Origin of the sequence: Sphingomonas sp. Leaf407 (assembly GCF_001425385.1) — a bacterium.
Lineage (GTDB): Bacteria > Pseudomonadota > Alphaproteobacteria > Sphingomonadales > Sphingomonadaceae > Sphingomonas.
In genome coordinates this window covers 47,142-69,437 of record NZ_LMQO01000006.1, presented here as the reverse complement: position 1 = coordinate 69,437, position 22,296 = coordinate 47,142, and the positions used below count along the sequence as shown (strand labels likewise).

Annotated in this window: 19 protein-coding genes; 9 read left to right on the top strand and 10 right to left on the bottom strand. The window is 67.6% G+C overall.

Annotation, left to right across the window (positions count from 1 at the left end; genetic code table 11):
* Positions 1–22: 22 nt before the first annotated feature.
* The gene (locus ASG37_RS15945; protein ID WP_055762668.1) at positions 23–1,798 is read right to left on the bottom strand and encodes a M14 family metallopeptidase; all 1,776 of its coding nucleotides are present in this window, start codon (positions 1,796–1,798) and stop codon (positions 23–25) included.
* A 206-nt stretch (positions 1,799–2,004) separates the two neighbouring features.
* Here ASG37_RS15945 and ASG37_RS15940 point away from each other — a divergent pair, with 206 nt between their 5' ends.
* From ASG37_RS15940 to ASG37_RS15925, 4 genes are read left to right on the top strand one after another with little or no spacing between them, the layout of a single operon-like run.
* On the top strand, positions 2,005–3,576 hold the full coding sequence (locus ASG37_RS15940) for an MFS transporter (protein WP_200909844.1): 1,572 nt from the start codon (positions 2,005–2,007) through the stop codon (positions 3,574–3,576).
* The gene (locus tag ASG37_RS15935; RefSeq protein WP_055762666.1) at positions 3,573–4,721 is read left to right on the top strand and encodes an HlyD family secretion protein; all 1,149 of its coding nucleotides are present in this window, start codon (positions 3,573–3,575) and stop codon (positions 4,719–4,721) included. Before ASG37_RS15940 ends, ASG37_RS15935 begins: the two co-directional genes overlap by 4 nt.
* Complete coding sequence (locus tag ASG37_RS15930; protein ID WP_055762664.1) at positions 4,718–6,085, top strand: efflux transporter outer membrane subunit; 1,368 nt, start codon at positions 4,718–4,720, stop codon at positions 6,083–6,085. Before ASG37_RS15935 ends, ASG37_RS15930 begins: the two co-directional genes overlap by 4 nt.
* On the top strand, positions 6,082–6,600 hold the full coding sequence (locus ASG37_RS15925; protein WP_235525278.1) for a GNAT family N-acetyltransferase: 519 nt from the start codon (positions 6,082–6,084) through the stop codon (positions 6,598–6,600). The genes ASG37_RS15930 and ASG37_RS15925 overlap by 4 nt, the downstream gene beginning before the upstream one ends.
* A gap of 67 nt (positions 6,601–6,667) precedes the next feature.
* On the opposite strand, the gene ASG37_RS15920 is transcribed toward ASG37_RS15925, so the two are convergent.
* Entirely contained in the window at positions 6,668–7,270 is a 603-nt protein-coding gene (locus ASG37_RS15920; protein ID WP_055762657.1) for a TetR/AcrR family transcriptional regulator, read from the bottom strand.
* Positions 7,271–7,449: 179 nt separating this feature from the next.
* Here ASG37_RS15920 and ASG37_RS15915 point away from each other — a divergent pair, with 179 nt between their 5' ends.
* The 5 genes from ASG37_RS15915 (at position 7,450) to ASG37_RS15895 (ending at position 14,038) form a co-directional block, all read left to right on the top strand.
* The gene (locus ASG37_RS15915; protein ID WP_055762655.1) at positions 7,450–8,649 is read left to right on the top strand and encodes an efflux RND transporter periplasmic adaptor subunit; all 1,200 of its coding nucleotides are present in this window, start codon (positions 7,450–7,452) and stop codon (positions 8,647–8,649) included.
* A gap of 5 nt (positions 8,650–8,654) precedes the next feature.
* Positions 8,655–11,885 carry an efflux RND transporter permease subunit gene (locus tag ASG37_RS15910; RefSeq protein ID WP_055762652.1) on the top strand — a complete coding sequence of 1,077 codons (3,231 nt, stop codon included), beginning with the start codon at positions 8,655–8,657 and terminating at the stop codon, positions 11,883–11,885.
* Between the two features lie 17 nt (positions 11,886–11,902).
* Positions 11,903–13,366 carry an efflux transporter outer membrane subunit gene (locus tag ASG37_RS15905; protein ID WP_235525274.1) on the top strand — a complete coding sequence of 488 codons (1,464 nt, stop codon included), beginning with the start codon at positions 11,903–11,905 and terminating at the stop codon, positions 13,364–13,366.
* Between the two features lie 65 nt (positions 13,367–13,431).
* Positions 13,432–13,695: a hypothetical protein gene (locus ASG37_RS15900; RefSeq protein ID WP_055762647.1), complete on the top strand. Its 264-nt coding sequence runs from the start codon at positions 13,432–13,434 to the stop codon at positions 13,693–13,695.
* 178 nt (positions 13,696–13,873) lie between these two features.
* Entirely contained in the window at positions 13,874–14,038 is a 165-nt protein-coding gene (locus ASG37_RS15895) for a hypothetical protein (protein WP_235514985.1), read from the top strand.
* A 585-nt stretch (positions 14,039–14,623) separates the two neighbouring features.
* On the opposite strand, the gene ASG37_RS15890 is transcribed toward ASG37_RS15895, so the two are convergent.
* The 8 genes from ASG37_RS15890 to cyoB form a co-directional block, all read right to left on the bottom strand.
* On the bottom strand, positions 14,624–14,998 hold the full coding sequence (locus ASG37_RS15890) for a hypothetical protein (RefSeq protein WP_055762641.1): 375 nt from the start codon (positions 14,996–14,998) through the stop codon (positions 14,624–14,626).
* 11 nt (positions 14,999–15,009) lie between these two features.
* Positions 15,010–16,491, bottom strand: coding sequence for a L,D-transpeptidase family protein (locus ASG37_RS15885; RefSeq protein WP_082448573.1), 1,482 nt, complete (start codon positions 16,489–16,491; stop codon positions 15,010–15,012).
* Positions 16,492–16,618: 127 nt separating this feature from the next.
* The gene (locus ASG37_RS15880) at positions 16,619–17,149 is read right to left on the bottom strand and encodes a response regulator transcription factor (protein ID WP_055762638.1); all 531 of its coding nucleotides are present in this window, start codon (positions 17,147–17,149) and stop codon (positions 16,619–16,621) included.
* Positions 17,146–18,447: an ATP-binding protein gene (locus ASG37_RS15875; RefSeq protein WP_055762636.1), complete on the bottom strand. Its 1,302-nt coding sequence runs from the start codon at positions 18,445–18,447 to the stop codon at positions 17,146–17,148. Before ASG37_RS15875 ends, ASG37_RS15880 begins: the two co-directional genes overlap by 4 nt.
* Positions 18,448–18,600: 153 nt before the next feature.
* Complete coding sequence (locus ASG37_RS15870) at positions 18,601–19,269, bottom strand: SURF1 family protein (protein WP_055762633.1); 669 nt, start codon at positions 19,267–19,269, stop codon at positions 18,601–18,603.
* Entirely contained in the window at positions 19,266–19,661 is a 396-nt protein-coding gene (cyoD, locus tag ASG37_RS15865) for a cytochrome o ubiquinol oxidase subunit IV (protein WP_055762629.1), read from the bottom strand. Before cyoD ends, ASG37_RS15870 begins: the two co-directional genes overlap by 4 nt.
* Positions 19,661–20,290 (bottom strand): cytochrome o ubiquinol oxidase subunit III, encoded by a 630-nt coding sequence (gene cyoC, locus ASG37_RS15860; RefSeq protein WP_055762625.1) that lies wholly within the window; start codon positions 20,288–20,290, stop codon positions 19,661–19,663. Before cyoC ends, cyoD begins: the two co-directional genes overlap by 1 nt.
* A 5-nt stretch (positions 20,291–20,295) precedes the next feature.
* Positions 20,296–22,296 (bottom strand): cytochrome o ubiquinol oxidase subunit I, encoded by a 2,001-nt coding sequence (cyoB, locus tag ASG37_RS15855; protein WP_200909842.1) that lies wholly within the window; start codon positions 22,294–22,296, stop codon positions 20,296–20,298.

The window sequence follows — 22,296 nt, the reverse complement described above, 5'->3', positions numbered from 1 at the left end:
CTAGGGACGTGGGCCATCAAGGTCAATTCACCTCGCGCCCGATCGGATACAGTAGATAGCGTTCGTCGTAATAGGGCGTGCGGGCATAGAACCATTGCAGCCGCGCCGTCGGATCGGCGGCGAAGGCGGGATCGGCGGCCAGCTTCGCCTCGAACGCGGCCTTCAGCGCCGGATCGCTTGCCAGCATCCGGTCGGCCAAGGGGGCGATGGCATAGCCTTCGATATATTCGGTGCGCTGGAGCATGGCCGGTGCCAGGTTCCATGCCAGCACGCCTTCCCCGCTTTCGGGTTCGAGGAGATAGGCGGCGAGCAGGCCCAGCGGCTGATTGGCGGGAACGCGGACCGATCCGGCGGGCATCGTCTCGCGCCGGTTCTCATGGACGATCGTGGCGTCGAGCGGAACATGTCCCTCGCTCGCCGGCCTAAGTTTCGGGTTGGTGGCGCGCGCCATGTCGAGCGTGCGGGTAACGGGCGCGGCGACGGCCTCCACGGTCAGGCCGTGCAGCCGCAGGAGGTCGATGACGTGCGGCAGGGTGGCGGGCACCCACCATGCTTTCGGCAGTTGCACCACCTTGTCGGGCAGGCTGCCGAACACCGGCATCTTGAACGTCACCGGTCTCGACAGCCAGCGCAGTTCGTCGCGACCCGAGGCGGGCGAGCGATAGCTGTCGTGCGCCAATCCGAGAAAGTCGACCGAATAGAGCGGCACCAGGTTCGGCTTCCACGTCGCGGTCAGGGTGGTCGGCCGCGCAGCACGATCGCGGTCGATCGCGGCGCGCAGGTCGCTGCCCCGGTCGCCGGCGAAGCGCAGCGCCTCCTCGACGAAGATATAGGTGCCGAGCACGCGCTGGCGATAGGGTTTGAGCGAATGCGTCTCGACCAGCAGCGTCGGGATATGCGCGGTGTCGCCATAGCCGGTCGAGAAACGCGGCGTGTCGACGTCCTGGGTCATGCCCTTTTCGGGGGCGCGATTGTCGATCGTGCTGACGTAATAGCCCGGCGTATGGCCGGCGCGGACCAGTGCTGCGTCCATCGCGGGGCGGAGCTGCCGGTCGAGCACCTGCCCGATCGCCGCCGAGCGCGCGCCATAGCCGCGCCAGCCGGAAAAGGCATAGGTCACGTCGTAGCGATGATCGATCCCGTCGGTGACGTGCAGGTCGAGATAGAGGACCGGATCGAGCCGCCGGATCAGCGCGATCATCGCCCGCGTCTCGGGCGCGTCGGCCTTCAAATAATCGCGGTTGAGATTGAGGTTCTGCGCGGTCGTCCGCCAGCCCATATCGCGTGGGCCGCGCTGGTTCGGGCGGTTCCACGGACCTGATCGCTCGTGCCCGTCGACGTTGTAGATGGGCACGAACACCAGATCGACCTTGTCGAGCAGGCGATCCTTGCCGCGAAGCGCGATGTCGCGCAGCAGCATGAGGCCGGCGTCCTTGCCGTCGATCTCGCCCGCATGGATGCCCGCCTGCACCAGCACGACCGGCTTGGGTGTCGGACCACCCTTGTGCGCGCGGACATAGTAAAGGTCGCGCCCCTGCGCGCTGCGGCCGAACGTCTCGATCGACAGCAGCGGCGATGCCGCCACCAGCCGGTCGAGCCAGCCCCGCGTTGCGGCGTAATCGGGGGTGGTGTCGAACGCGGCCGCCTCGGCAGGGGTGATCCACGGGCCGCCGGATCTGACGATCAGCGCCTCGCTCCGGCCATGCCACGGCCGGACGGGCGGCAGCAGCGCTTCTAGCGCGGGCTGGGCGGAAGCGGCGGACGCGGCTAGTAGCGCGATACAGAACAGACGGACCATCGCACTGATCGTAACCGAAGCGGCGGGCGATGCCAGCGGCGATCCATTACCGGTGCGGAACGAAGTCTTTTGTTACAAGTTATTGCGACGGGAACCCCAGACCAGTCGGAGCCACGGCGATCGCCACGGCCTATCAGTTCAAGCCGCACGAACGGCCGTTTCTGCCCGGATCGCCCGCAACGCCCGACCATCCGTTCGCGCGGCGCGTGGGCTATTTCGCGATCGGCATCCTGCTGGGGCTGACCGGCGGGTTCAGCAACGCGCTGCTGCTCGCCAACCTGCCGCAGATCCAGGGATCGCTCGGGCTCAGCCAGGTGCAGGGTGGGTGGCTGACCGCGATTTCGTCGATGACGAGCGTGTGCATGTCGATGCTGCTCATCAAGTTCCGCCAGCAATTCGGGATGCAGCGCTTCACCCGCGTGTTCCTTAGCGCGTTCCTTGTCCTCAACGTGCTCCAGTTGATCGTTCACAGCTTCGGCGTGCAACTCATCGTGCGTGGCGCGTCGGGCATCGTCGCCAGCGCGCTGACGACGCTGTGTTTCCTGTATATCATGCAGGCGCTGCCCGCCGCCGCGCGGCTATCGGGAATGATTATCGGCTTTGCCGCGTCGCAGATCGCGCTGCCGCTCGCGCGGACGCTGTCGCCGCTGCTGCTGGCCGATGGGCGGATCGAGGCGCTGTTCTGGTTCGAACTGGGGCTGACGCTGATGTGCCTCGGCGCGGTCGCGCTGCTGCGCCTGCCGCCGTCCGAACGCACTCCGGCGTTCGAGCGGATCGACTTTCTTACCTTCGCGCTGTTCGCGCCCGGCGTCGCGCTGCTGTGCGCGGTGCTGGTGCAGGGGCGTATCCAGTGGTGGTCGACGCCGTGGCTGGGCTATGCCACCGCCGCTGCCATCCCGTTGATCGGCGCGGCGCTGCTGATCGAGCATAATCGCGCCAATCCGCTGCTCAACACCCGCTGGATGCTCGGGCGCAACATCATCCGCTTCGGCATCGTCGCGGCGTCGCTACGCATCCTGCTGTCCGAACAGACCTATGGCACGGTCGGGCTGCTGAGCGTCGTCGGCATGGGCAACGACCAGTTGGTGACGCTCAGCCTGTGCATGGTGCTGGGGTCGCTCGCCGGGCTGGTTGTCGGCCTCAAGACGCTGAACATGGCCGATCTCTACAAGCCGGTGGTGATCGCGGTCGCGCTGATCGGCATCGGCGCGTGGATGGATTCGGATTCGACCAACCTCACCCGACCCTCCAGCCTGTACCTCAGCCAAACGATCATCGCCTTCGCCGCGCTGTATTTCCTCGGACCGATGCTGATGATCGGCATCTTCCGCGCGCTGGCACGCGGCACCACCCATATCGTCAGCTTCTCGGCGCTGTTCGGCATCACCCAGACGCTGGGCGGCCTTGCCGGCACCGCGCTGCTCGGGTCGTTCCAGATCGTGCGCGAGAAATATCATTCGTTCGAGCTGGTCCAGTCGCTCACTCTGACCGATCCGGTCGTCGCACAGCGCATCCAGCAACTGGGCGGGGCCTATGCCCGGGTGCAGGGCGATCCGGTGCTGCGACAGGGGACCGGCACGTCGCTGCTGGCGCAACAGGTGACGCGCGAGGCCAATATCCTCGCGTTCAACGACGTGTTCCTTGCCGTCGCGATCCTATCCGCCATGGTCGTCGTCTGGCTCGGCGCGCTGTGGCTGCGCTTCCGGCTGCGCGGGGAAAATCCGCTAGCGGCCGATCTGGCGGCGGTGCAACGCATGCGGCAGCAGCAATCCTCATGACCGATACCCAGATACCGCGCGACGACGCGCAACGCCTCGCCGACCCGGTCGAGATCCCCGTCGAACCGGCGCGCGCCCGGGGCTGGGCGCCGCCGCGCGGCAGCCTGCGCTCCACGCTGGGTTTCGTCGCGCTGTTGCTGGGCGGGGTCGCGCTGGCGCTCTATGCCTGGGGGCTGTGGCCGTTCGTCAGCCGGGTGCAGGCGACCGACAACGCCTATGTCCGCGGCCAGACGACGGTGATCGCGCCGCAGGTGAACGGCTATGTGACTCAGGTGCTGGTGCGCGATTTCGAACAGGTGCGCGCCGGGCAAATCCTCGCGCGGATCGACGATCGCATCTATCGCCAGCGGGTCGATCAGGCGCTGGCGCAACTGGCGGCGCAGCGCGCGAACCTCGCCAATTCGCGGCAGAGCGAGCGGTCGAGCGAGGCGAGTCTGGGCGGGCAGGCCGCCGCCGTCCAGAACGCACAGGCGCAACTGGCGCGGGCACGGGCGGACATGGCGCGGGTCGACGATCTGGTGCGCGAGGGATCGGTGTCGCTGCGCGAACGCGACCAGACGCTGGCGGCACTCCGCGCGGCGCAGGCCGGCGTCGCGCAGGCACAGGCGCAGCGCAGCGTTGCGCAGGAACAGGTCCGCACCGTCGAGGTCGGTCGGGGCGGATTGCAGGCGGCGGTCGAGAATGCACAGGCGACGGTACGGCTGGCGCAGATCGATCTTGCCAACACCGTCATCCGCGCGCCGCAGGACGGGCGGCTGGGCGAGGTCGGCGTGCGGCTGGGCCAATATGTCACGGCGGGGACGCAACTGATGTTCCTCGTGCCGCCCGCCGTCTGGGTCACGGCGAATTTCAAGGAGGCGCAGACCGCGCGCATGGCCGCCGGGCAATCCGCGACGATCCGGGTCGACGCGCTCGATCGCGCCGAACTGCGGGGCAAGGTGGAGCGGATCGCACCCGCCGCCGCCAACGAGTTCGCGGTGATCCGCGCCGACAACGCCACCGGCAATTTCGTGAAGGTCGCGCAGCGCATTCCGGTGCGCATCGCGATCGACCGGAACGATCCGCTGTTCGCGCGGCTGCGCCCGGGCATGTCGGTGGAGGCCCGGGTCGATACCGGCGGCGGTCCATCGCCGGCGGTGCGATGAACCGCCGCCTGCCCCTGATCGCGATGCTGGCGCTCGCCGGCTGCACGCCGCCCGACCGGCCACCGCCCGCCGGGGCGGGGGTGGTGGCACCGCCCGCGTGGCGCACGACCCTGCCCGCCACCGCCGCGATCGATGCGCGCTGGTGGGAGGGGTTCGGCGATCCCGAACTGGCCCGGCTGGTGACGGCGGCGCTCGCCAACAATCCCGACATTGCCATTGCCGCCGCGCGGGTGGCGGAAGCACGCGCGCAGGAAGGGGTGGCGCGGGCGGCACGGTTCCCGACGCTCGACGTCGGCGTCGGCCTGACCGAACAGCGCGCGCTCAACGCGCTCGGCCGGGCGAGTACCGGCACCTCGCTCCAGCCGGTGTTCCAGTCGTCGTACGAGATCGACCTGTTCGGGCGGATTTCGAACCAGATCGACGCAGCGCGCCTGTCGGGGGATGCCGCCGCCGCTGCCGCCGATACGACGCGGCTCTCGGTCGCGGCGGCCACCGCCAGCGGCTATGTGACGCTCCGCGGCCTCGACGCCCGGATCGCGACGGTCCGGGCCACGATCGCCTCGCGCGGCGAGGCGCTGCGGATCGCGCGGTCGCGGGCGCAGGCGGGCTATACCTCGCAGCTTGAACTGCGGCAGGCCGAGGCGGAATATGCCGGCGTCACCCAGACGCTGCCGCAACTCGAACTGCTGGCGCGGCGGCAGGAGGATGCGCTGGCGTTGCTGAGCGGTACGCCGCCGCGCCCGATCGCGCGCGGGCTGGCGCTCGATCGGCTGGTGCCGCCGCCGATCCCCGCCGGTCTGCCGTCCGACCTGCTGCGCCGCCGGCCCGACATCGCGCAGGCCGAGGCGGCGCTGGCGACGACCGATGCCAGTCTGGCGGCGGCGCGTGCGCAGTTCCTGCCGGCGCTGCGTCTGACCGGATCGACCGGCGAGGTGCTGTCGAGCGCGCTGCCCAATCCGGTCGGCATCTGGTCGATCGGGGCGAGCATCCTTGCCCCGCTGTTCCGCGGCGGACAGTTGCGCGGCAACCTCGACGCCGCAGCGGCACGGCGCGATCAGGCGACGTTCGCCTATCAGCGTACCGTGCTGACCGCATTCCGCGAGGTGGAGGACGCGCTGGCCGGCGTCGACCGTCTCGCCGCGCAGGCCCGCGCGCTGGAGGCGCAACGTACCGCCACCGCCGAGGCGCTGCGCCACGCGACCAACCGCTACCGTGCCGGCTACAGCCCGTATCTCGAACAATTGGATGCGCAGCGGGCGCTGTTCAGCGTCGAACTGTCGCTCGAACAGGTGCGCGCCGACCGGTTGAACGCATTGGTCGCGCTGTATCAGGCGATGGGCGGTGGATGGGGGGCGGTGCCATGATCCGCGTCGCGACGATCGACGACATTGCGGCGCTGCATGATCTTGTCGAGGCGGCGTTCCGGGGCGACTCAGCCCGCACCGGCTGGACGCACGAGGCCGATCTGCTGGATGGCCAGCGGACCGATCGCGCCGCGCTGAGCGAACTGGTCGGCGATCCGGTGCGGCGGATGCTGGTCGCCGAGGCGGAGGGCAGGATGATCGGCTGCGTCGCGCTGTCGTTTCTGCCAGATGGGCGCGCCGCACTGGGGATGCTTGCGGTCCGGCCGGACCTGCAGGGCGGCGGCACCGGGCGCGCGCTGGTCGCGGCGGCCGAACATGCCGCGGCGGCGGCGGGGGCTGGCGTGATGGAGATTACGGTCATCGCCCAGCGCGGCGAACTGATCGCATGGTATGAACGGCAGGGCTATCGCCGTACCGGCGGGACGCGGCCGTTTCCGCTCGACGATCCGCGCTTCGGCTTGCCCCGAACCCGCGACCTGTATTTCGTGGTGCTCGACCGTGCGCTCGCCAGATAGCACAAGGCCCGTCCGACGGCGGGTCGGACGGGCCTTGGCATCGATACGCAAGGGAGTGCGTTCCCCCTTAGTAGCCCTCTGCCGACAAAGTGCAATCCTCCCTTTGGAGGATCGGGTATGGCGTTTCGTCGGTCAGCGTGTCGACCGCCCGTTCGACGATGGCGACCATCCGGCGGCGGGTGGCGGCTTCGTCGAATTCGGCGTCCGCGATTCGGCGGTGCATCAACCCCGCGCCGATCGTCAGGATCAGGTCGGCCAGTTGCGCGCGGCGCTCGGCATGATCGGGATCGGGGGCCAGCGCGGCGATCGCGCGGAACAACGCATGTTTGACCCGCGCGTTGATGGCATGCGCGATGGCGGCGATGCGATCGTTGCGCGCCGCCTCGGCGATGATCTCGGGCACCAGCGCCCGCGAATCGCTCGGCCCTTCGCAACGGGCGAAGACGTGCAGCCAGTGGCGGATCGCCGCAATGTCGCCGGCCTCGATCGCCCGGTCGAGATCGGCCTCGTGCAGAAAGGTCGCAAGGTCGCTCTCGACGATCTCGGCGACGATCGCCTCCTTGTCGGCGAAGTCGCGATAGATCTGCCCGACCTTGATTCCCGACTCGGCGGCGAGTTGCGCCACGCCGGTACCGTGGAACCCCTGTTCCGCGAACAGCCGTCGCGCCACCGAAACCAGCCTTTCGCGACGGGCCGCCGCCTTGCTCGCCCGACACGCTGCACCGCACTGCAACAAATTCACGTCAGATTCACCTGCAACCTCTTGCCTCATTCGCCGGGACGGCGTACGCGCCGCCCATGTGTGAGTGATCGATCACTCACTGTTTAGCACATCCGTCGAGGACGTTCATGAAAAAAAGCACGGCTCCATTGGCACTGGCGCTCATTCTTTCGGCCTGCGGCGGGGGTGAGCAGCAGCCGCAGCAGGCACCGCAAGGGCCGCCGCAGGTGGGCTTCGTGACCGTGCGCACCGAACCGGTGACGCTGACGACGCAGCTTCCTGGCCGCACGGCGGCGTTCGAGACGTCCGAGGTCCGTCCGCAGGTCAACGGCCTGATCCTCGCGCGGCTGTTCCAGGAGGGCGATTACGTCCGCCGTGGCCAGCCGCTGTATCGCATCGACCCCGCACCCTATCAGGCAGCGGTGGCGAGCGCCCGCGCGGCGCTGACCCGTGCGCAGGCGGCGATCGCATCGACCCGCAATCTCGCGCGGCGCTATGGCGAACTGGTGAAGATCAACGCGATCTCACGCCAGGAATTCGAGAACGCGACCACCACCGCGCAGCAGGCCGAGGCCGATATTGCAGCGCAGCGCGCAGCACTCCGTCAGGCGCAGATCGACCTGTCGCGCACGACCATCACCGCGCCGATCTCCGGCCGGATCGGGCGGTCGGTATCGACCACCGGCGCGCTGGTCTCGGCGGCGCAGACCGAAGCGCTGACGACGATCCAGCGGCTTGACCCGGTCTATGTCGATATTCAGCAGTCGAGCGCCGACGTGCTGAAGCTGCGCCAGCAGTTGATGGGCGGCGACCTGTCGCGCGGTGCCGCCGCGTCGCGGGTCCGGCTGAAGCTGGAGGATGGCAGCACCTATCCGATCGAGGGGACGCTGCGCTTCACCGACGTGACGGTCGATCCGGCGACGGGGACGCAGGTGATCCGCGCGGTCTTCGCCAATCCGCGCGGGCTGCTGCTGCCGGGCATGTACGTCCGCGCCGAACTGGTCGAGGGGACGCAGGGCGACGGCATCCTCGTGCCGCAGCGCGCCGTCACCCGCGATCCCAAGGGCAATGCCACGGCGATGGTGATCGGGCAGGACGGCAAGCTCAGCCCCCGTCCGCTGACCACCAGCCGCACGGTCGGCGATGCGTGGCTGGTGACGGGCGGGCTGAAGCCCGGTGACAAGGTCGTCATCGAAGGCGCGATGAACCTCCAGCCCGGCACGCCCGTCAAGGGCTATCCATGGACGCCGCAGACGGCGGGGCAAGCACCGCAGGGTGCGGCCGCCCCGGCCGGCGGCGCGCCCGCTTCTCAGGCACAGGCGAAATAAGCCCCATGTCTCGCTATTTCATCGATCGACCCATCTTCGCATGGGTCATCGCCGTCGGGTTGATGCTGTTCGGCATCCTCGCCATCCGCTCGCTCCCCATCGCGCAGTTCCCCGAGATCGCGCCGCCCGCGGTCTCGATCTCCGCCACCTATCCGGGTGCGGACGCGACCACGCTGGAAAACACGACGACGCAGATCATCGAGCAGCAGCTCAAGGGCATCGACAATCTGCGCTATTTCTCGTCCTCGTCGTCGTCGGCGGGCACCGTCACCATCACGCTGACGTTCGAGCAGGGCACCGACCCCGACATCGCGCAGGTGCAGGTGCAGAACAAGCTGCAGGCGGCGACCCCGCTGTTGCCGCAGGAAGTGCAGCAGCAGGGCATCCGCGTCGCGAAATCCTCCGCCAGCTTCCTGCTGGTAGTAGGGCTGGTGTCGCAGGACGGCACCAAGAGCGCGTCCGACCTCGCCGACATCATCTCGTCGCAGATCCAGGATCCGATCAGCCGGGTGAGCGGCGTGGGTGAACTCCAGATTTTCGGATCGCAATATGCGATGCGCATCTGGGTCGATCCGCTCAAGCTCAACAATTACGCGCTGACCATGGCCGACGTTACCCAGGCGGTGCAGGCGCAGAATGCGCAGGTTTCCGCCGGGCAGCTCGGCGCGCAGCCCGCGCCCAAGGAGCAGATGCTCAACGCGACGGTATCGGTCCAGTCGCGGCTTCAAACCCCCGAACAGTTCGGCAACATCCGCCTGAAGACCAGCGTCGGCGGCGCGGTCGTCCGGTTGAGCGACGTCGCCCGGGTCGAACTGGGTGCCGAGAACTACGGCTTCTCGACCCTGTGGAACGGCAAGCCGGGCGCCGGTTTCGGCGTCCGTCTGGCCCCCGGCGCGAATGCGCTGGGCACCGTCGATGCGGTGAAGGAGCAGATGGAGGAAATTCGCAAGAATTTCCCGGCGGGGATCGACGTGATCTATCCGCTCGACACCACGCCGTTCGTGCGGCTGTCGATCGAACAGGTCATCCACACGTTGGTCGAGGCGGTGGTCCTCGTCTTCCTCGTGATGTTCCTGTTTCTCCAGAACTGGCGCGCCACGCTGATCCCGACGATCGCGGTGCCCGTCGTGCTGCTCGGCACGTTCGGCATCATGGCGCTGGCCGGGTTCACCATCAACACGCTGACGCTGTTCGGCATGGTGCTGGCGATCGGCCTGCTGGTCGATGACGCGATCGTCGTCGTTGAGAACGTCGAACGCCTGATCCAGACCGAAGGACTGTCCCCGAAGGAAGCCGCGCGCAAGTCGATGGACGAGATCACCGGCGCGCTGGTCGGCATCGGCCTGGTCCTGTCGGCGGTGTTCCTGCCGATGGCGTTCTTCGGCGGGTCGACCGGCGTCATCTATCGCCAGTTCTCGATCACGATCGTCTCGGCGATGGTGCTGTCGGTGCTGGTCGCGTTGATCCTGACGCCCGCACTGTGCGCCACGATCCTGAAGCCGCACGACCCGGACAAGCACCACAGCACCAGCCGGAACCCGATCGCCCGGTTCTTCAACCGCTTCTTCGACTGGTTCAACCGGACCTTCGACCGGGGCACGCAGAAGTACGAACGGGGCGTGGGGCGCACCGCGCGCGGCTGGAAATGGTCGATGCTCGTCTATGCTGGCATCGTCGCCGTCATGGTGCTGCTGTTCGTGCGGCTGCCGTCGGGCTTCCTGCCGGACGAGGACCAGGGCGGTGTCGTCGTGCTGGTGCAGGGACCCTCGGGTGCCAGCTCCGCGCGGACCGAAGTCGCGCTGACCAAGGTGCGCGAGCATTTCCTGAAGAACGAAGCCGCCAGCGTGACCGGCGTGTTCACCATCAACGGCTTCTCGTTCGCGGGGCAGGGGCAGAATACCGGCCTGGCGTTCGTCCGGCTGAAGGACTGGGCCGAACGACCGGGAGCGCAGAACAGTGCGCAGGCGATCGCCGGGCGCGCCATGGGTGCGCTGTCGGGATATAAGGACGCGATGGTCTTCGCGATCGTGCCGCCCGCCGTCCAGGAACTGGGCAACGCCACCGGCTTCGATCTGCAGTTGGTCGATACCGGCGGGATCGGGCATGAGCGGCTGGTCGCCGCGCGCAACATGATGCTCGGTATGTCGATGCAGAACAAGGCGGTGGCGCAGGTGCGTCCGCTCAGCCTCGACGATGCGCCGCAGCTCAGGATCGACATCGATCAGGACAAGGCCCGCGCGCTCGGCCTCGACCTGGGGCAGATCAACAGCACGCTCGCCAGCGCATGGGGCGGGGCCTACGTCAACGACTTCATCGATCGCGGACGGGTGAAGCGGGTCTATATCCAGGCGGACGAACCCTATCGCCAGCGCCCGGAAGACCTTGGTGCCTTCTTCGTGCGCGGCGAGAACGGACAGATGGCGCCCTATTCCGCCTTCTCGACGGTCAACTGGACGCAGGCACCCGCACAGCTCACCCGCTACAACGGGCAGCCGGCGATGCAGCTACAGGGTGCGCCGGCGCCGGGCACCAGCACCGGTGCGGCGATGAAGGCGATGGAGGAAATCCATGCCAAGCTGCCGCCGGGCACCTCGCTCGAATGGACCGGCCTGTCCTATGAGGAGCGGCTGTCGGGCGGGCAGGCGCCGGCGCTCTACGCGCTGTCGCTGCTGATCGTGTTCCTGTGCCTCGCCGCGCTGTACGAAAGCTGGTCGGTGCCGATCTCGGTCATGCTGGTGGTGCCGCTGGGCATTGTCGGCGCGCTGCTGGCGGCGATGCTGACCGGGCTGAACAACGACATCTATCTCCAGGTGGGCCTTATCACCACGATCGGCGTGTCGGCGAAGAACGCGATCCTCATCGTCGAATTCGCCGAGGAACGGATGGGAGACGGCAAGAGCCCGATGGAAGCGGCAATCGAGGCGGCGAAGCTGCGGCTGCGGCCGATCCTGATGACGTCGCTCGCCTTCATCTTCGGCGTGCTGCCGCTCGCGCTGTCGACTGGTGCGGGTGCCGGTGGGCAGAACGCCATCGGCCGCGCGGTGGTGGGCGGTATGCTGTCGGCGACGATCCTCGCGATCTTCTTCGTGCCAATGTTCTTCGTCGTCGTGCTCCGGCTGTTCGGACACGGTGGCAAGGATCAGGGCGGCAAGAACGAAAAATCGGCCAATCGCGACATCGAACCCGATGGCGGCAACCACGCCTCCGACGGCGGCAAAGCGCCGCAGGAGGCATGACCATGGGCAAGCATATGATGACCCTGCGTACCCTGGCGATCCTCGGCGCGACGACCGCGCTGGCCGCCTGCAACCTCGCGCCCAAGAATGTCCGGCCCGACGGCGCGATCCCGCTGACCCTGCCGCAAGGCGGGGCCTATCCGCCGCTGGGGCCCGAACAGGCCGATGTGACGAAGATCGGCTACCGCGAGTTCTTTACCGATCCCCGGTTGCAGGCGGTGATCGCCACCGCGCTGGAGAACAATCGCGACCTGCGCGTGACGGCGGCGAACGTGCTGCAGGCGCGCGCGCAATACCGCATTACCCGCGCCGACCGGGTACCGACCACCACGACGAACGGTGGCGTCACCTACACCAACAACCCGTTCGGCGCGCTGGGCGGGGCGGGTGGTGCCGGAGCCGGTGGCGCGAGTGGCGGTGCCGCCGGCGGGGTGCCGGCGCAATCGTCGGGCAACCTCGAAATCTATCAGGCGTCGGTCGGCTTTTCGGCGTTCGAGCTCGACCTGTTCGGCCGGGTCCGCAATCTGAGCCAGGCAGCGCTCCAGCAATACTTCGCGACCGAGGAAGCGCAGCGCGCCGCCCGCATCGCGCTGATCGGCGAGATCGCGACCGCGTGGCTGACGATGGCGTCGGATCAGGACCAGTTGCAGATCTCGCGCGATACGCTGGCCAGTTTCGGCCGGTCACTGGAGTTGACGCGGGCGCAGTTCCGCGTCGGCGTCATCTCCGAGCTGGAGGTGCAGCAGGCCGAAACCAACTATCAGCAGGCCCGCAGCGACATCGCCACGCTGACCGCGCAGATCGCGCAGGACCAGAATGCGATCAACCTGCTCGCCGGCACCACCGTGCCGGTCGAGCAATTGCCGACGACGCTGGGCGTGCAGGACCCGATCCTGACCGACCTGCCCGCCGGCGTTTCGTCGCAGGTGCTGCTGCGCCGGCCCGACGTGTTGCAGGCCGAACGGCAGCTCTATGCCGCCAACGCCAATATCGGCGCGGCGCGGGCGGCGATGTTCCCGACGATCTCGCTGACCGCGACGCTGGGGACGATCAGCACCGCGCTCGGCGGGCTGTTCGGCGCGGGAACCGAGAATTTCTCGATCTCGCCGACCGCCAGCCTGCCGTTGTTCGACGGCGGCCGGCGCAGGGCGAACGTCGAGGTGGCGCGCGCGCAGCAACTGGGCGCGGTCGCGACCTATGAGGATACGCTCCAGACCGCGTTCCGCGAGGTGGCCGACGCGCTGGCGACCCGCGGCACGATCGGCGAGCGGCTGTCGGCGCAGACCGCGCGGGCGGCCGCCGCGACAACCGCTGCCCGGCTGTCCGATGCGCGCTACCGCGCGGGAATCGATTCGTTCCTGACCACGCTCGATTCGCAGCGGACCAGCTATGCCGCGCGGCAGACGCTGGTGCAGACCCGGCTGGCGCGGGCGACCAACCTCGTCACGCTGTACCGGACGCTGGGAGGTGGATTGAACTAAACGGCACACCCCTTGCATCGCGCGGCGATCGGCATATCCTCACCCTATAATATAGGAGAGGAACGATGGCTGGAATCGAACCGCGTGATGCCGTGGGTGAACAGAGCATGGTGATCTTGCAGAGCCTGCTCTGCCTGCTTCGCGAGAAGAACCTGCTCTCGCGTGCCGACATCGAGGATCTGGCGGCGAAGGTGGCGATGCGCGCCGCCGATCGCGAGCGCGATCCGCTGCCGTGCCAGAGCGATGCGGTGGTCGCCGCCGCATCCGAGATGGACCGGCTGGGTGCCTATATCGGCGGGCGCTACGGCGGCAAGCACCGGCGGATCTGAGCGCCAACGGCCGCGATCCCGCGACCGGTGGTGTCATGACCGCGTCAGAATTTGCGGCGACAGGCATCCCCGATCCGGGGTCGGGCGTTGATACGACGTCCGGTTGAACCGGGCGATTGTCAAACAGGGCGGATACCGCCCGCGAGAGGTTAGCGTGTCTTTGATCGGCCCGGACGAAATGTCCTACTTCGTGCGTCGTGCGGAACAGCAACTGGAACTGGCGCAGCGCGCCGACCATGCCCAGGTGGTTCACGCCCATTACGAACTGGCCAACCTGTATCTCGACATTGCCTATGCCGATCAAGGCGTTGGTCAGCCGGAGCCGGTCGCCAACGCGGCCTGACCGGTACTTGGCCGTGCCGGAACGCGGTGGCCAAAGTTTACAAACTTTACACTCGTGATGCGATTCGTGGTTAGATTGTGGCGGATTGGCGTAGTTGCGGACTGACCTTCGCGCACGTTCGACGATAGTGTCGCCAAGATGTTGCGATGCCCGCATAATGTAGTCGCTTGAGACGGTGTGTCCGCAGCGGTGCGTGGTTGCTTCAGTGTGCCCGTTCCGCTTGTTTCTATCAGTGCGGATCGACAGTCGGCTCTGACAGGGGGATTTGCCTTCGCCCCCTCCCCGCGTCATCCCCGCGCAGGCGGGGATCCATACACGCCAGTGCCAGCAATGGAACCGGACCCGTTGCGTCTATGGGTTCCCGCCTGCGCGGGAACGACGAAAAGCGGTAGCATCGGCTGAACGTCGATCGCCCCGGACTTTGCTGCGCAAGGATCAGGTCCGCGCATCCCTTTCCCCTGTCAGGGGCGAGGGAGGGTTGCAGTCATGTCAAATAGCGGACGCGGTTTCGCGCGTTGCCGACACTCTGGCAAATACTGCCGCTGTAGGACAGTCGCCCGGCGCGCCATGCGCCGGGCGGGGGGATCACTCGCCCGACTGGTTCGACATGACGTCGTCGACCGGGGCGTCGTCGGCCGGCGGGGTCGGTTCGCCGCGGGTGCTGCGCGAGGTTAGGCCGGTGGCCGAGGCGTCGTCGAGGACCTGCTGGTCGGGCTCGACCGGCGGCGGGGGCGGCGGCAGGTCCTCGACCGGGGCGGCGGCGGTCGCGTTGCCGACGATGTCGGGTACGGGTTCGTAGCTGACGTCGGTGTTGGCTTCGACCGGCGGCGGTGCCTCCTCGTCGAACGCGCTGTTCTCGATCGGCGCCTCGTCGACCGTGTCGTTCGAGCAGGCGGCAAGACCCCCGGCGAGCAGCAACGCGCTGCCCGCCAGCATCAGCCCACGAAATTTCCGGTTCATTCGTACCCCCTTCATCGCGCGGCGACCTGCATCTTGTCCGACCGCGCGGCGATCTTGTTGGCGAGGACGCCGTCCCATTTATAGGGGTCCTCGCGGAAGCTCATCGTGCCGTTGGGCGTGGCGAACGCGGTCCAGTAGAGGAGGTACACCTTCACCGGATTGGCGACCTGCGCGCGCACCGTCTTGCCCGAGGCGAGCGTCGCGTCGATCTGCGTATCAGGCCATTGCGGCGTGGTGCGCAGCAACAGCCGGGCGAGATCCTCGGGCTTTTCGAGGCGGACGCAGCCATGGCTGGCAAGGCGATCGAACTTGGCGAAGCCCGACTGCGCCGGGGTGTCGTGGAGATAGACCGCGAACGGATTGTCGAAATCGAACTTGAACCGGCCGAGCGCGCTGCGCTCCGACGCCTGTTGCAGCCGCTTGCCACCATTGCCGGTGTCGATCACGCGGAAGCCGTTGCGGCGCAGATAGCCGGGGTTCGCCCGCTCCTTGGGCCACAGTTCCTTGTCGGCGATCGACGACGGCACATTCCATGGCGGATTGAGCACGATCGAGTGGATCGTCGAGGTCAGCATCGGGGTTTCATCGCCCGGACGGCCCGTCACCGCCTTCATCGACGTGACCGGCTGATCGCCGTCGAACACCGTCAGCACGGCGGCGGCGATGTTGACCTGAATCCGGTCCTTCTCAAGTTGCGTCGGCAACCAGCGCCAGCGCTCCATGTTGGCCTTGATCTGCTTGATCCGCTCGCTGACCGGCACGTTGAGCGAGGCGATGGTCTGCGCGCCGACCTGTCCGGCGGGGTTCAGGCCATAGCGGCGCTGGGCTCGGCGCACCGCGTCGAGCAGCGATGCGTCGAACATGTCGCCGCTGGCCGATACCTCGGAATCCTCGGCGGCGAGGCGCTTGCGCAGCGCCGCGACCTGCGGTCCGCGACCGCCCAGTTTCAGTTCGGACCCGGCGCCGATCGTGCCCCAGCCGCCCGCCGCCTGAATCTTGCGATAGCGCGCGAGGCCGGCGACCAGCGTGTCATAGCCAGCATAGGGCGGCGGCAGCGCGGCGACCCACGATGCCAGCCGGTTCTGCGCCACGGCGGCGCGCAGCGAGGGGAGCGGATCGAACGGCTGCGGCCGCATCGCCCAGTCGGTCTGGAAATCGGCGGTGTCGAGCCGGCCCGAACGGACCGCGCGGGCATGGTCGAGCGCTGCCTGCACCAGCGCCGGGCCGGTCAGCGAGGCGAGCGCGGGTTCGCGGTCCTTCAGCCCCTGCGCCACTTCGTCGCGGGCGATCAGCCGGGCGAGTTCGCCTTCCTGCGCCGGGGTGAGGACCGGCACGGCCATGGTCACGCCGGTGGTCTGCGGCAGCGTCGGCACGACCGGCGGCGGCAGTACCTGCGCGCCGGCGGCGGCGGTGCAGCCGAGCGCGATGCCCGCGATCAGCAGACGGCGGGCCGGAGTTACGAAGCGGTGGCGGTTGTGGAAAATCGCTCTCATCCTTGACACTCTACGGGTGCGGGCCGGTCTATCGCTACCGATGCTGCCGCACGATGAACCGTTTCCCCTTTGCGGCGCATCATAGCACAGGGCCGGGGGCGTTTCGCACCCCCTGAATGGCGAAGTTTCACGACAAATGCCGCTTGTCGAGTTTTCTGGCCAGCGTGCGGCGGTGCATGCCCAGCCGCCGGGCCGCTTCGGAGATGTTGAAGCCGGTGTCGGCCAGCGTCTGGTGAATATGTTCCCATTCCAGTGTCTTGATCGAGGTGGGGGCGGCGGTCAGGTCGGCGGCGACATTGCCCTCGACCTTGGCGAAGGCCGCCTCGATCTCGTCGGTGTTGGCGGGTTTGGTGAGATAGTTGGTCGCGCCCAGCTTGATCGCCTCCACCGCCGTCGCGATGCTGGCGAAGCCGGTCAGCACGACGATCCGCATCGCCGGATCGATCGCCGACAGCGTCGACACGCAGGCGAGGCCCGACGCACCGCCCAGCCGCAGGTCGACGACCGCAAAGCCGGGATCGAACGCGCGGGCAAGGTCTTCCAGCCGGTCGGGACCGCCGGTGACTTCGACGGCATAGCCGCGCCGCTCGAACGATCGGCATAGCGTCCGGGCGAAGGTGGCGTCATCCTCGACGATGAGCAGGCGGGGCGCGGTCATCGCGGTTTCTCCAGCGCGAGTGATTCGATCGGCAGGACGAGGGTGGTTTCGGCGCCGCCGCTCTCGCGGTTCACCGCCTCGATCGTGCCGCCCAGCGGACGCAGCACGTTGGTGGCGAGATAGAGGCCGAGCCCGGCACCCTGCCGGTCCTTGCTGGTATTGTACGGCTTGCCCAGCGCAGCGAGGATGGCGGCGGCGAAGCCGGGGCCGTCGTCGCGGACAGACAGGCGCAGCATCGCCCCGTCGCGCAGCGCGACCAGCGCGATGGCGCGGCCGCCGGCCTCTACCGCATTGTCGAGCAGGTTGGTAATCGCCTGCGCCAGCGCGCGGTCGGCGACGATCGGCACGTCGGGGCCGAGCCGGTCCTCGAAGGTTGCGCGCGCCGGATCGCTGCCGCGCCAGCGGTCGAGCGTGGCGGTGAGGAAGGTGCGCAGCGTCGTGCGGGTCGGGGCTTCGCCGGTGACTTCGCCGGCGGCGAACAGGATGCCCGAGACGATGTCCTTGCAGCGCGCGATCTCGCCGCGCATGTCGTCGACCTCGGCGGCGAGGCGGGGGGATCGGCGGATCGCGGGTTCGGTCTTCCAGTCGCCGAGCAGCACCGAGATCGACGAGAGCGGCGTGCCCAGTTCATGCGCGGCACCGCTGGCGAGGAGGCCCATGCGGACGATATGTTCCTCCTCGACCGCGCGGTTGTGGAGCTGGGCGACCTTGGCGTCGCGGTCGCGCAGGTTGGCGGCGATGCGGGTGACGAAGGCGACGAGCAGCGTCGCGGCCAGCACGAAGTTGATCCAGTTGCCGATCAGGTACGCATCGGACAGGTCACTGGCATAGCCTGGCGGGAGGCTAAGCGGGCGATAGACGACCGCGAGCAGCGCGAAGGCGGCGCTGGTGATCGCGACCAATGCCCAGTTCCACCATTGTGGCAGCAGGATCGCGCCGATCACGACCTGCAACAGATAGAGCGAGACGAACGGATTGCGCGCCCCGCCCGAGAGATAGAGTTGCGCGGTCAGCGAGGCGACATCGAGCACCAGCGCGGCGAAGATCGGCAGGTTGGTGTCGCTCCAGCGCGAGCGGCGGGCGAGGGTCAGCAGGTTGAGCAGCACGAGGCCTGCCAGCACCCCGGCCATCGGGAGCAGCGGCAGGCGGATGCCGAGCAGCCCGTCGACGACGAGGATCGTGGCGAGCTGTCCGCCGACCGCGAGCCAGCGCAACTGCACCAGCAACAGCATGTTGCGCCCGACGCCGTCGGCGGGCGGCAGGAAGCGCGGCGGCAGGAGCGGGCGGGCGGGCTGCATGGGCGGTATGTAGGGGGGCGGGGGCGTGGGCGGTAGCGGTGCTGGCTCCCCTCCCTGACAAGGGAGGGGCTGGGGGTGGGTAGGCTGCTTGTAGAGCGCCTACGTTCCCTCGCAACCCAACCCACCCCCGACCCTTCCCTTCCAGGGAGAAGGTTAGCCTCGCCGCCGGGTCGCCCACCATGTCATGCCGCCCAGCAGCGCCGCCAAACCGAACCACGTCAGCGCATAGACGAGGTGGTTGTTGCGGAAGGTGACGACGGTCAGGCCACCGCGCGGCCAGCCGGTGCTGGCGCCCGCGTCGATGAAATAGGGGGCGACCGGCGCGACCCCGCGCTTCGCCGCGATCGCGCCCACGTCACGCGAATACCAGCGGTCGGCGGCGGGATCGTTCGAGCGCAGGAACGCGCCGCCCGGCTCGGTCAGGCGCAGCAGGCCGCTCACGGTGACGGGGGTGGTCGGCGGCGGCACCTTGCCGCGCTGGGCAGGGGGCACGAAGCCGCGATTGACCAGCAGGGTGAAGCGTCCGGTGTCGAGCGGAGTCAGCACCCAGAAGCCGCCGCCGAGCACGGTCACGGCCTGAACATAGGTGTCGCTGGCGGGGCGATACCGCCCGGTGGCGACCACCGGGCGGTATTCGTCTTGTCCGCCGACCGGGGTTCCGGGCGGCGGGGCGGGGACCGGCGGTGCTTTCAGCATCGCTTCGGTCCGCGCGATCAGGTCGAGCTTCCAGGTCCGGCGCTGCAACTGCCACAGGCCCAGCCCGATCAGGCCGGCGATGACGAGGGCGATCAGCCCGACCGGCAGCGCGCGGCGCAGGGTCACATCGAGCTCATGTCTCCGCCCATCTGCGGCATCATGTTGACGTTCATGTGATACATCACCCACAGCGACCCGGCGATGGTGATGCCGACCAGCACGACCGTGAAGATCAGCGCCATGAGCGTCCAGCCGTTCTCCGACTTGGTGTTCATGTGCAGGAAGTAGATCATGTGGACGACGATCTGCACCACCGCGCAGACCATCACCAGCCCGGCGGTCAGGCGCGGATCGGCGATGACGCCGGTCATGACCAGACCGAAGGGGATCGCGGTCAGCACGACCGAGAGCAGGAAGCCGATGACATATTCGCGGCGCGAGCCATGGGCGGGGGCGTCGCCGTGGCCGCCGTGGCCATGATCGTGGCTATGCGCGTCGTGGTGGGCGTGGCCGGCCATCAAAGGACTCCCAGCAGATAGACGAAGGTGAAGACGCCGATCCAGATGACGTCAAGGAAGTGCCAGAACAGCGACAGGCACATCAGCCGGCGCATGTTGGCCGCGCCCAGGCCGTGCTTGGCGACCTGCACCATCAGCGTCGTCAGCCAGACGATGCCGAAGGTGACGTGCAGCCCATGGGTGCCGACCAGCGTAAAGAACGCCGAGAGGAACGCGCTGCGCTGCGGTCCTGCGCCTTCGTGGATCAGGTGGCTGAATTCGTACAGCTCGATGCCGAGGAAGCAGGCACCGAACACGCCGGTGATCGCCAGCCAGCGCAGCGTCGCCGCCTTCTTGCCCTCTTCGGCGGAAATCATCGCGAAGCCGTAGGTGATCGACGAGAACAGCAGCATCGCGGTGTTGAGCGCGACCAGCGGCAGGTCGAACAGCTCCTTGGCGTCCGGGCCGCCGGCGGTGCTGCCCGAATAGACGCCATAGGAGGCGAAGAGCATGGCGAAGATGAGACAGTCGCTCATCAGGTAGAGCCAGAAGCCGAGCATCGTGCTCGACCCGGCTTCATGCTCATGCTCCTCCGCCAGATGATAGGCGCGCTCCGACGCGCCTGCGGGGATTTGTACCGACGAACCCATGGTCTTTACGCCCCCGCGGCCTGGAGGTCGGCGGTGCGCCGTGCCTCGGTCTCGATGACTTCCTCCACCGGAATGTGGAAGTCGCGCTTGTAGTTGAAGGTGTGAACGATCGCGGTGCCGATCACGGCGACGAACGCCAGCGCCGCCAGCCACCAGATGTACCAGACCATCGCCAGACCGAACACGGTCGACAGGCCCGCCAGCACGATCCCCGCCCAGGTGTTGCTCGGCATGTGGATGGCGGTGAAGCCGTCCACCGGCCGGGCGTATTTGTGGCTCTTCATGTCGTACCACGCGTCGAGATCGTGGACGACCGGCGTGAACGCGAAGTTATAGTCGGGCGGCGGCGACGAGGTGGCCCATTCGAGGCTGCGCCCGCCCCATGGATCGCCGGTGAAATCCCGGAGCTTGTCGCGGTTCATGATGCTGACCGCGATCTGCACCAGGAAGGCGGCGATGCCGACTGCGATGATCGCGGCACCGATCGCGGCTATGATGAACCAGATCTGGAGCGACGGATCGTCGAAGTGGCGCAGACGCCGGGTGATGCCCATCAGCCCCAGCACATACAGCGGGGTGAACGCGACCCAGAAACCGACGAACCAGCACCAGAAGCTGATGAGGCCCCATTTCTTGTCCAGCTTGAAGCCGAACGCCTTGGGGAACCAGTAGTTGATGCCGGCGAACATTCCGAACACCACGCCGCCGATGATGACGTTGTGGAAGTGGGCGATCAGGAACAGCGAGTTGTGCAGCACGAAGTCGGCGGGCGGCACCGCGAGCAGCACGCCGGTCATGCCGCCGACCGTGAAGGTCAGCATGAACGCGATCGCCCACAGCATCGGCAGTTCGTAGCGGATGCGGCCACGATACATGGTGAACAGCCAGTTGAAGATCTTCGCGCCCGTCGGGATCGAGATGATCATCGTGGTGATGCCGAAGAACGAGTTGACACTCGCCCCCGACCCCATGGTGAAGAAGTGGTGTAGCCACACGAGGTACGACAGGATGGTGATGACCAGCAGCGCGTAGACCATCGACGTATAGCCGAACAGCCGCTTGCCCGAGAAGGTCGACACGATTTCCGAGAACACGCCGAACGCCGGCAGGATCAGGATGTAGACTTCCGGATGGCCCCAGATCCAGATCATGTTCACGTACATCATCGGGTTGCCGCCCAACGTGTTGGTGAAGAAGTTGGTGCCGACATAGCGATCGAGCGACAGCATCGCGAGCACGGCGGTGAGCACCGGGAAGGCGGCGACGATCAGGATGTTGGTGACGAGCGCCGACCAGGTGAAGATCGGCATCTTCATCAGGCCCATGCCCGGCGCGCGCATCTTGACGATGGTCGCGATCAGGTTGACGCCGGACAGCAATGTGCCGACGCCGGCCAACTGCAATGCCCAGATATAATAGTCGACCCCGACGTCGGGCGAGTAGTCCAGCCCCGACAGCGGCGCGAACGCCAGCCAGCCGGTGCGGGCGAATTCGCCGACGAACAGGCTGGCCATCACGATCACCACGCCCGACGCGGTCATCCAGAAGCTGAAATTGTTCAGGAACGGGAACGACACGTCGCGCGCGCCGATCTGGAGCGGCACGATGTAGTTCATCAGCCCCGTGACCAGCGGCATCGCCACGAAGAAGATCATGATGACGCCGTGGGCGGTGAACACCTGGTCATAATGGTGCGCGTTCAGAAAGCCTTCGTTCTGGCCGAAGGCGATCGATTGCTGGGCGCGCATCATGATCGCGTCGGCAAAGCCGCGCAGCAGCATGACGATGCCGAGGATCATATACATGATCCCGATGCGCTTGTGATCGACCGTGGTGAACCACTCCTTCCAGAGATAGCCCCACAGTTTGAAGTACGTCAGCGCCGCCAGCACCGCCGCGCCGCCGATGGCGACCGCCGCGAAGGTCATGACGATGATCGGTTCGTGGATCGGGAAGCTTTCGATCGTGAGACGACCGAAGATCAGCTTGGTAAGGGTATCGGACAT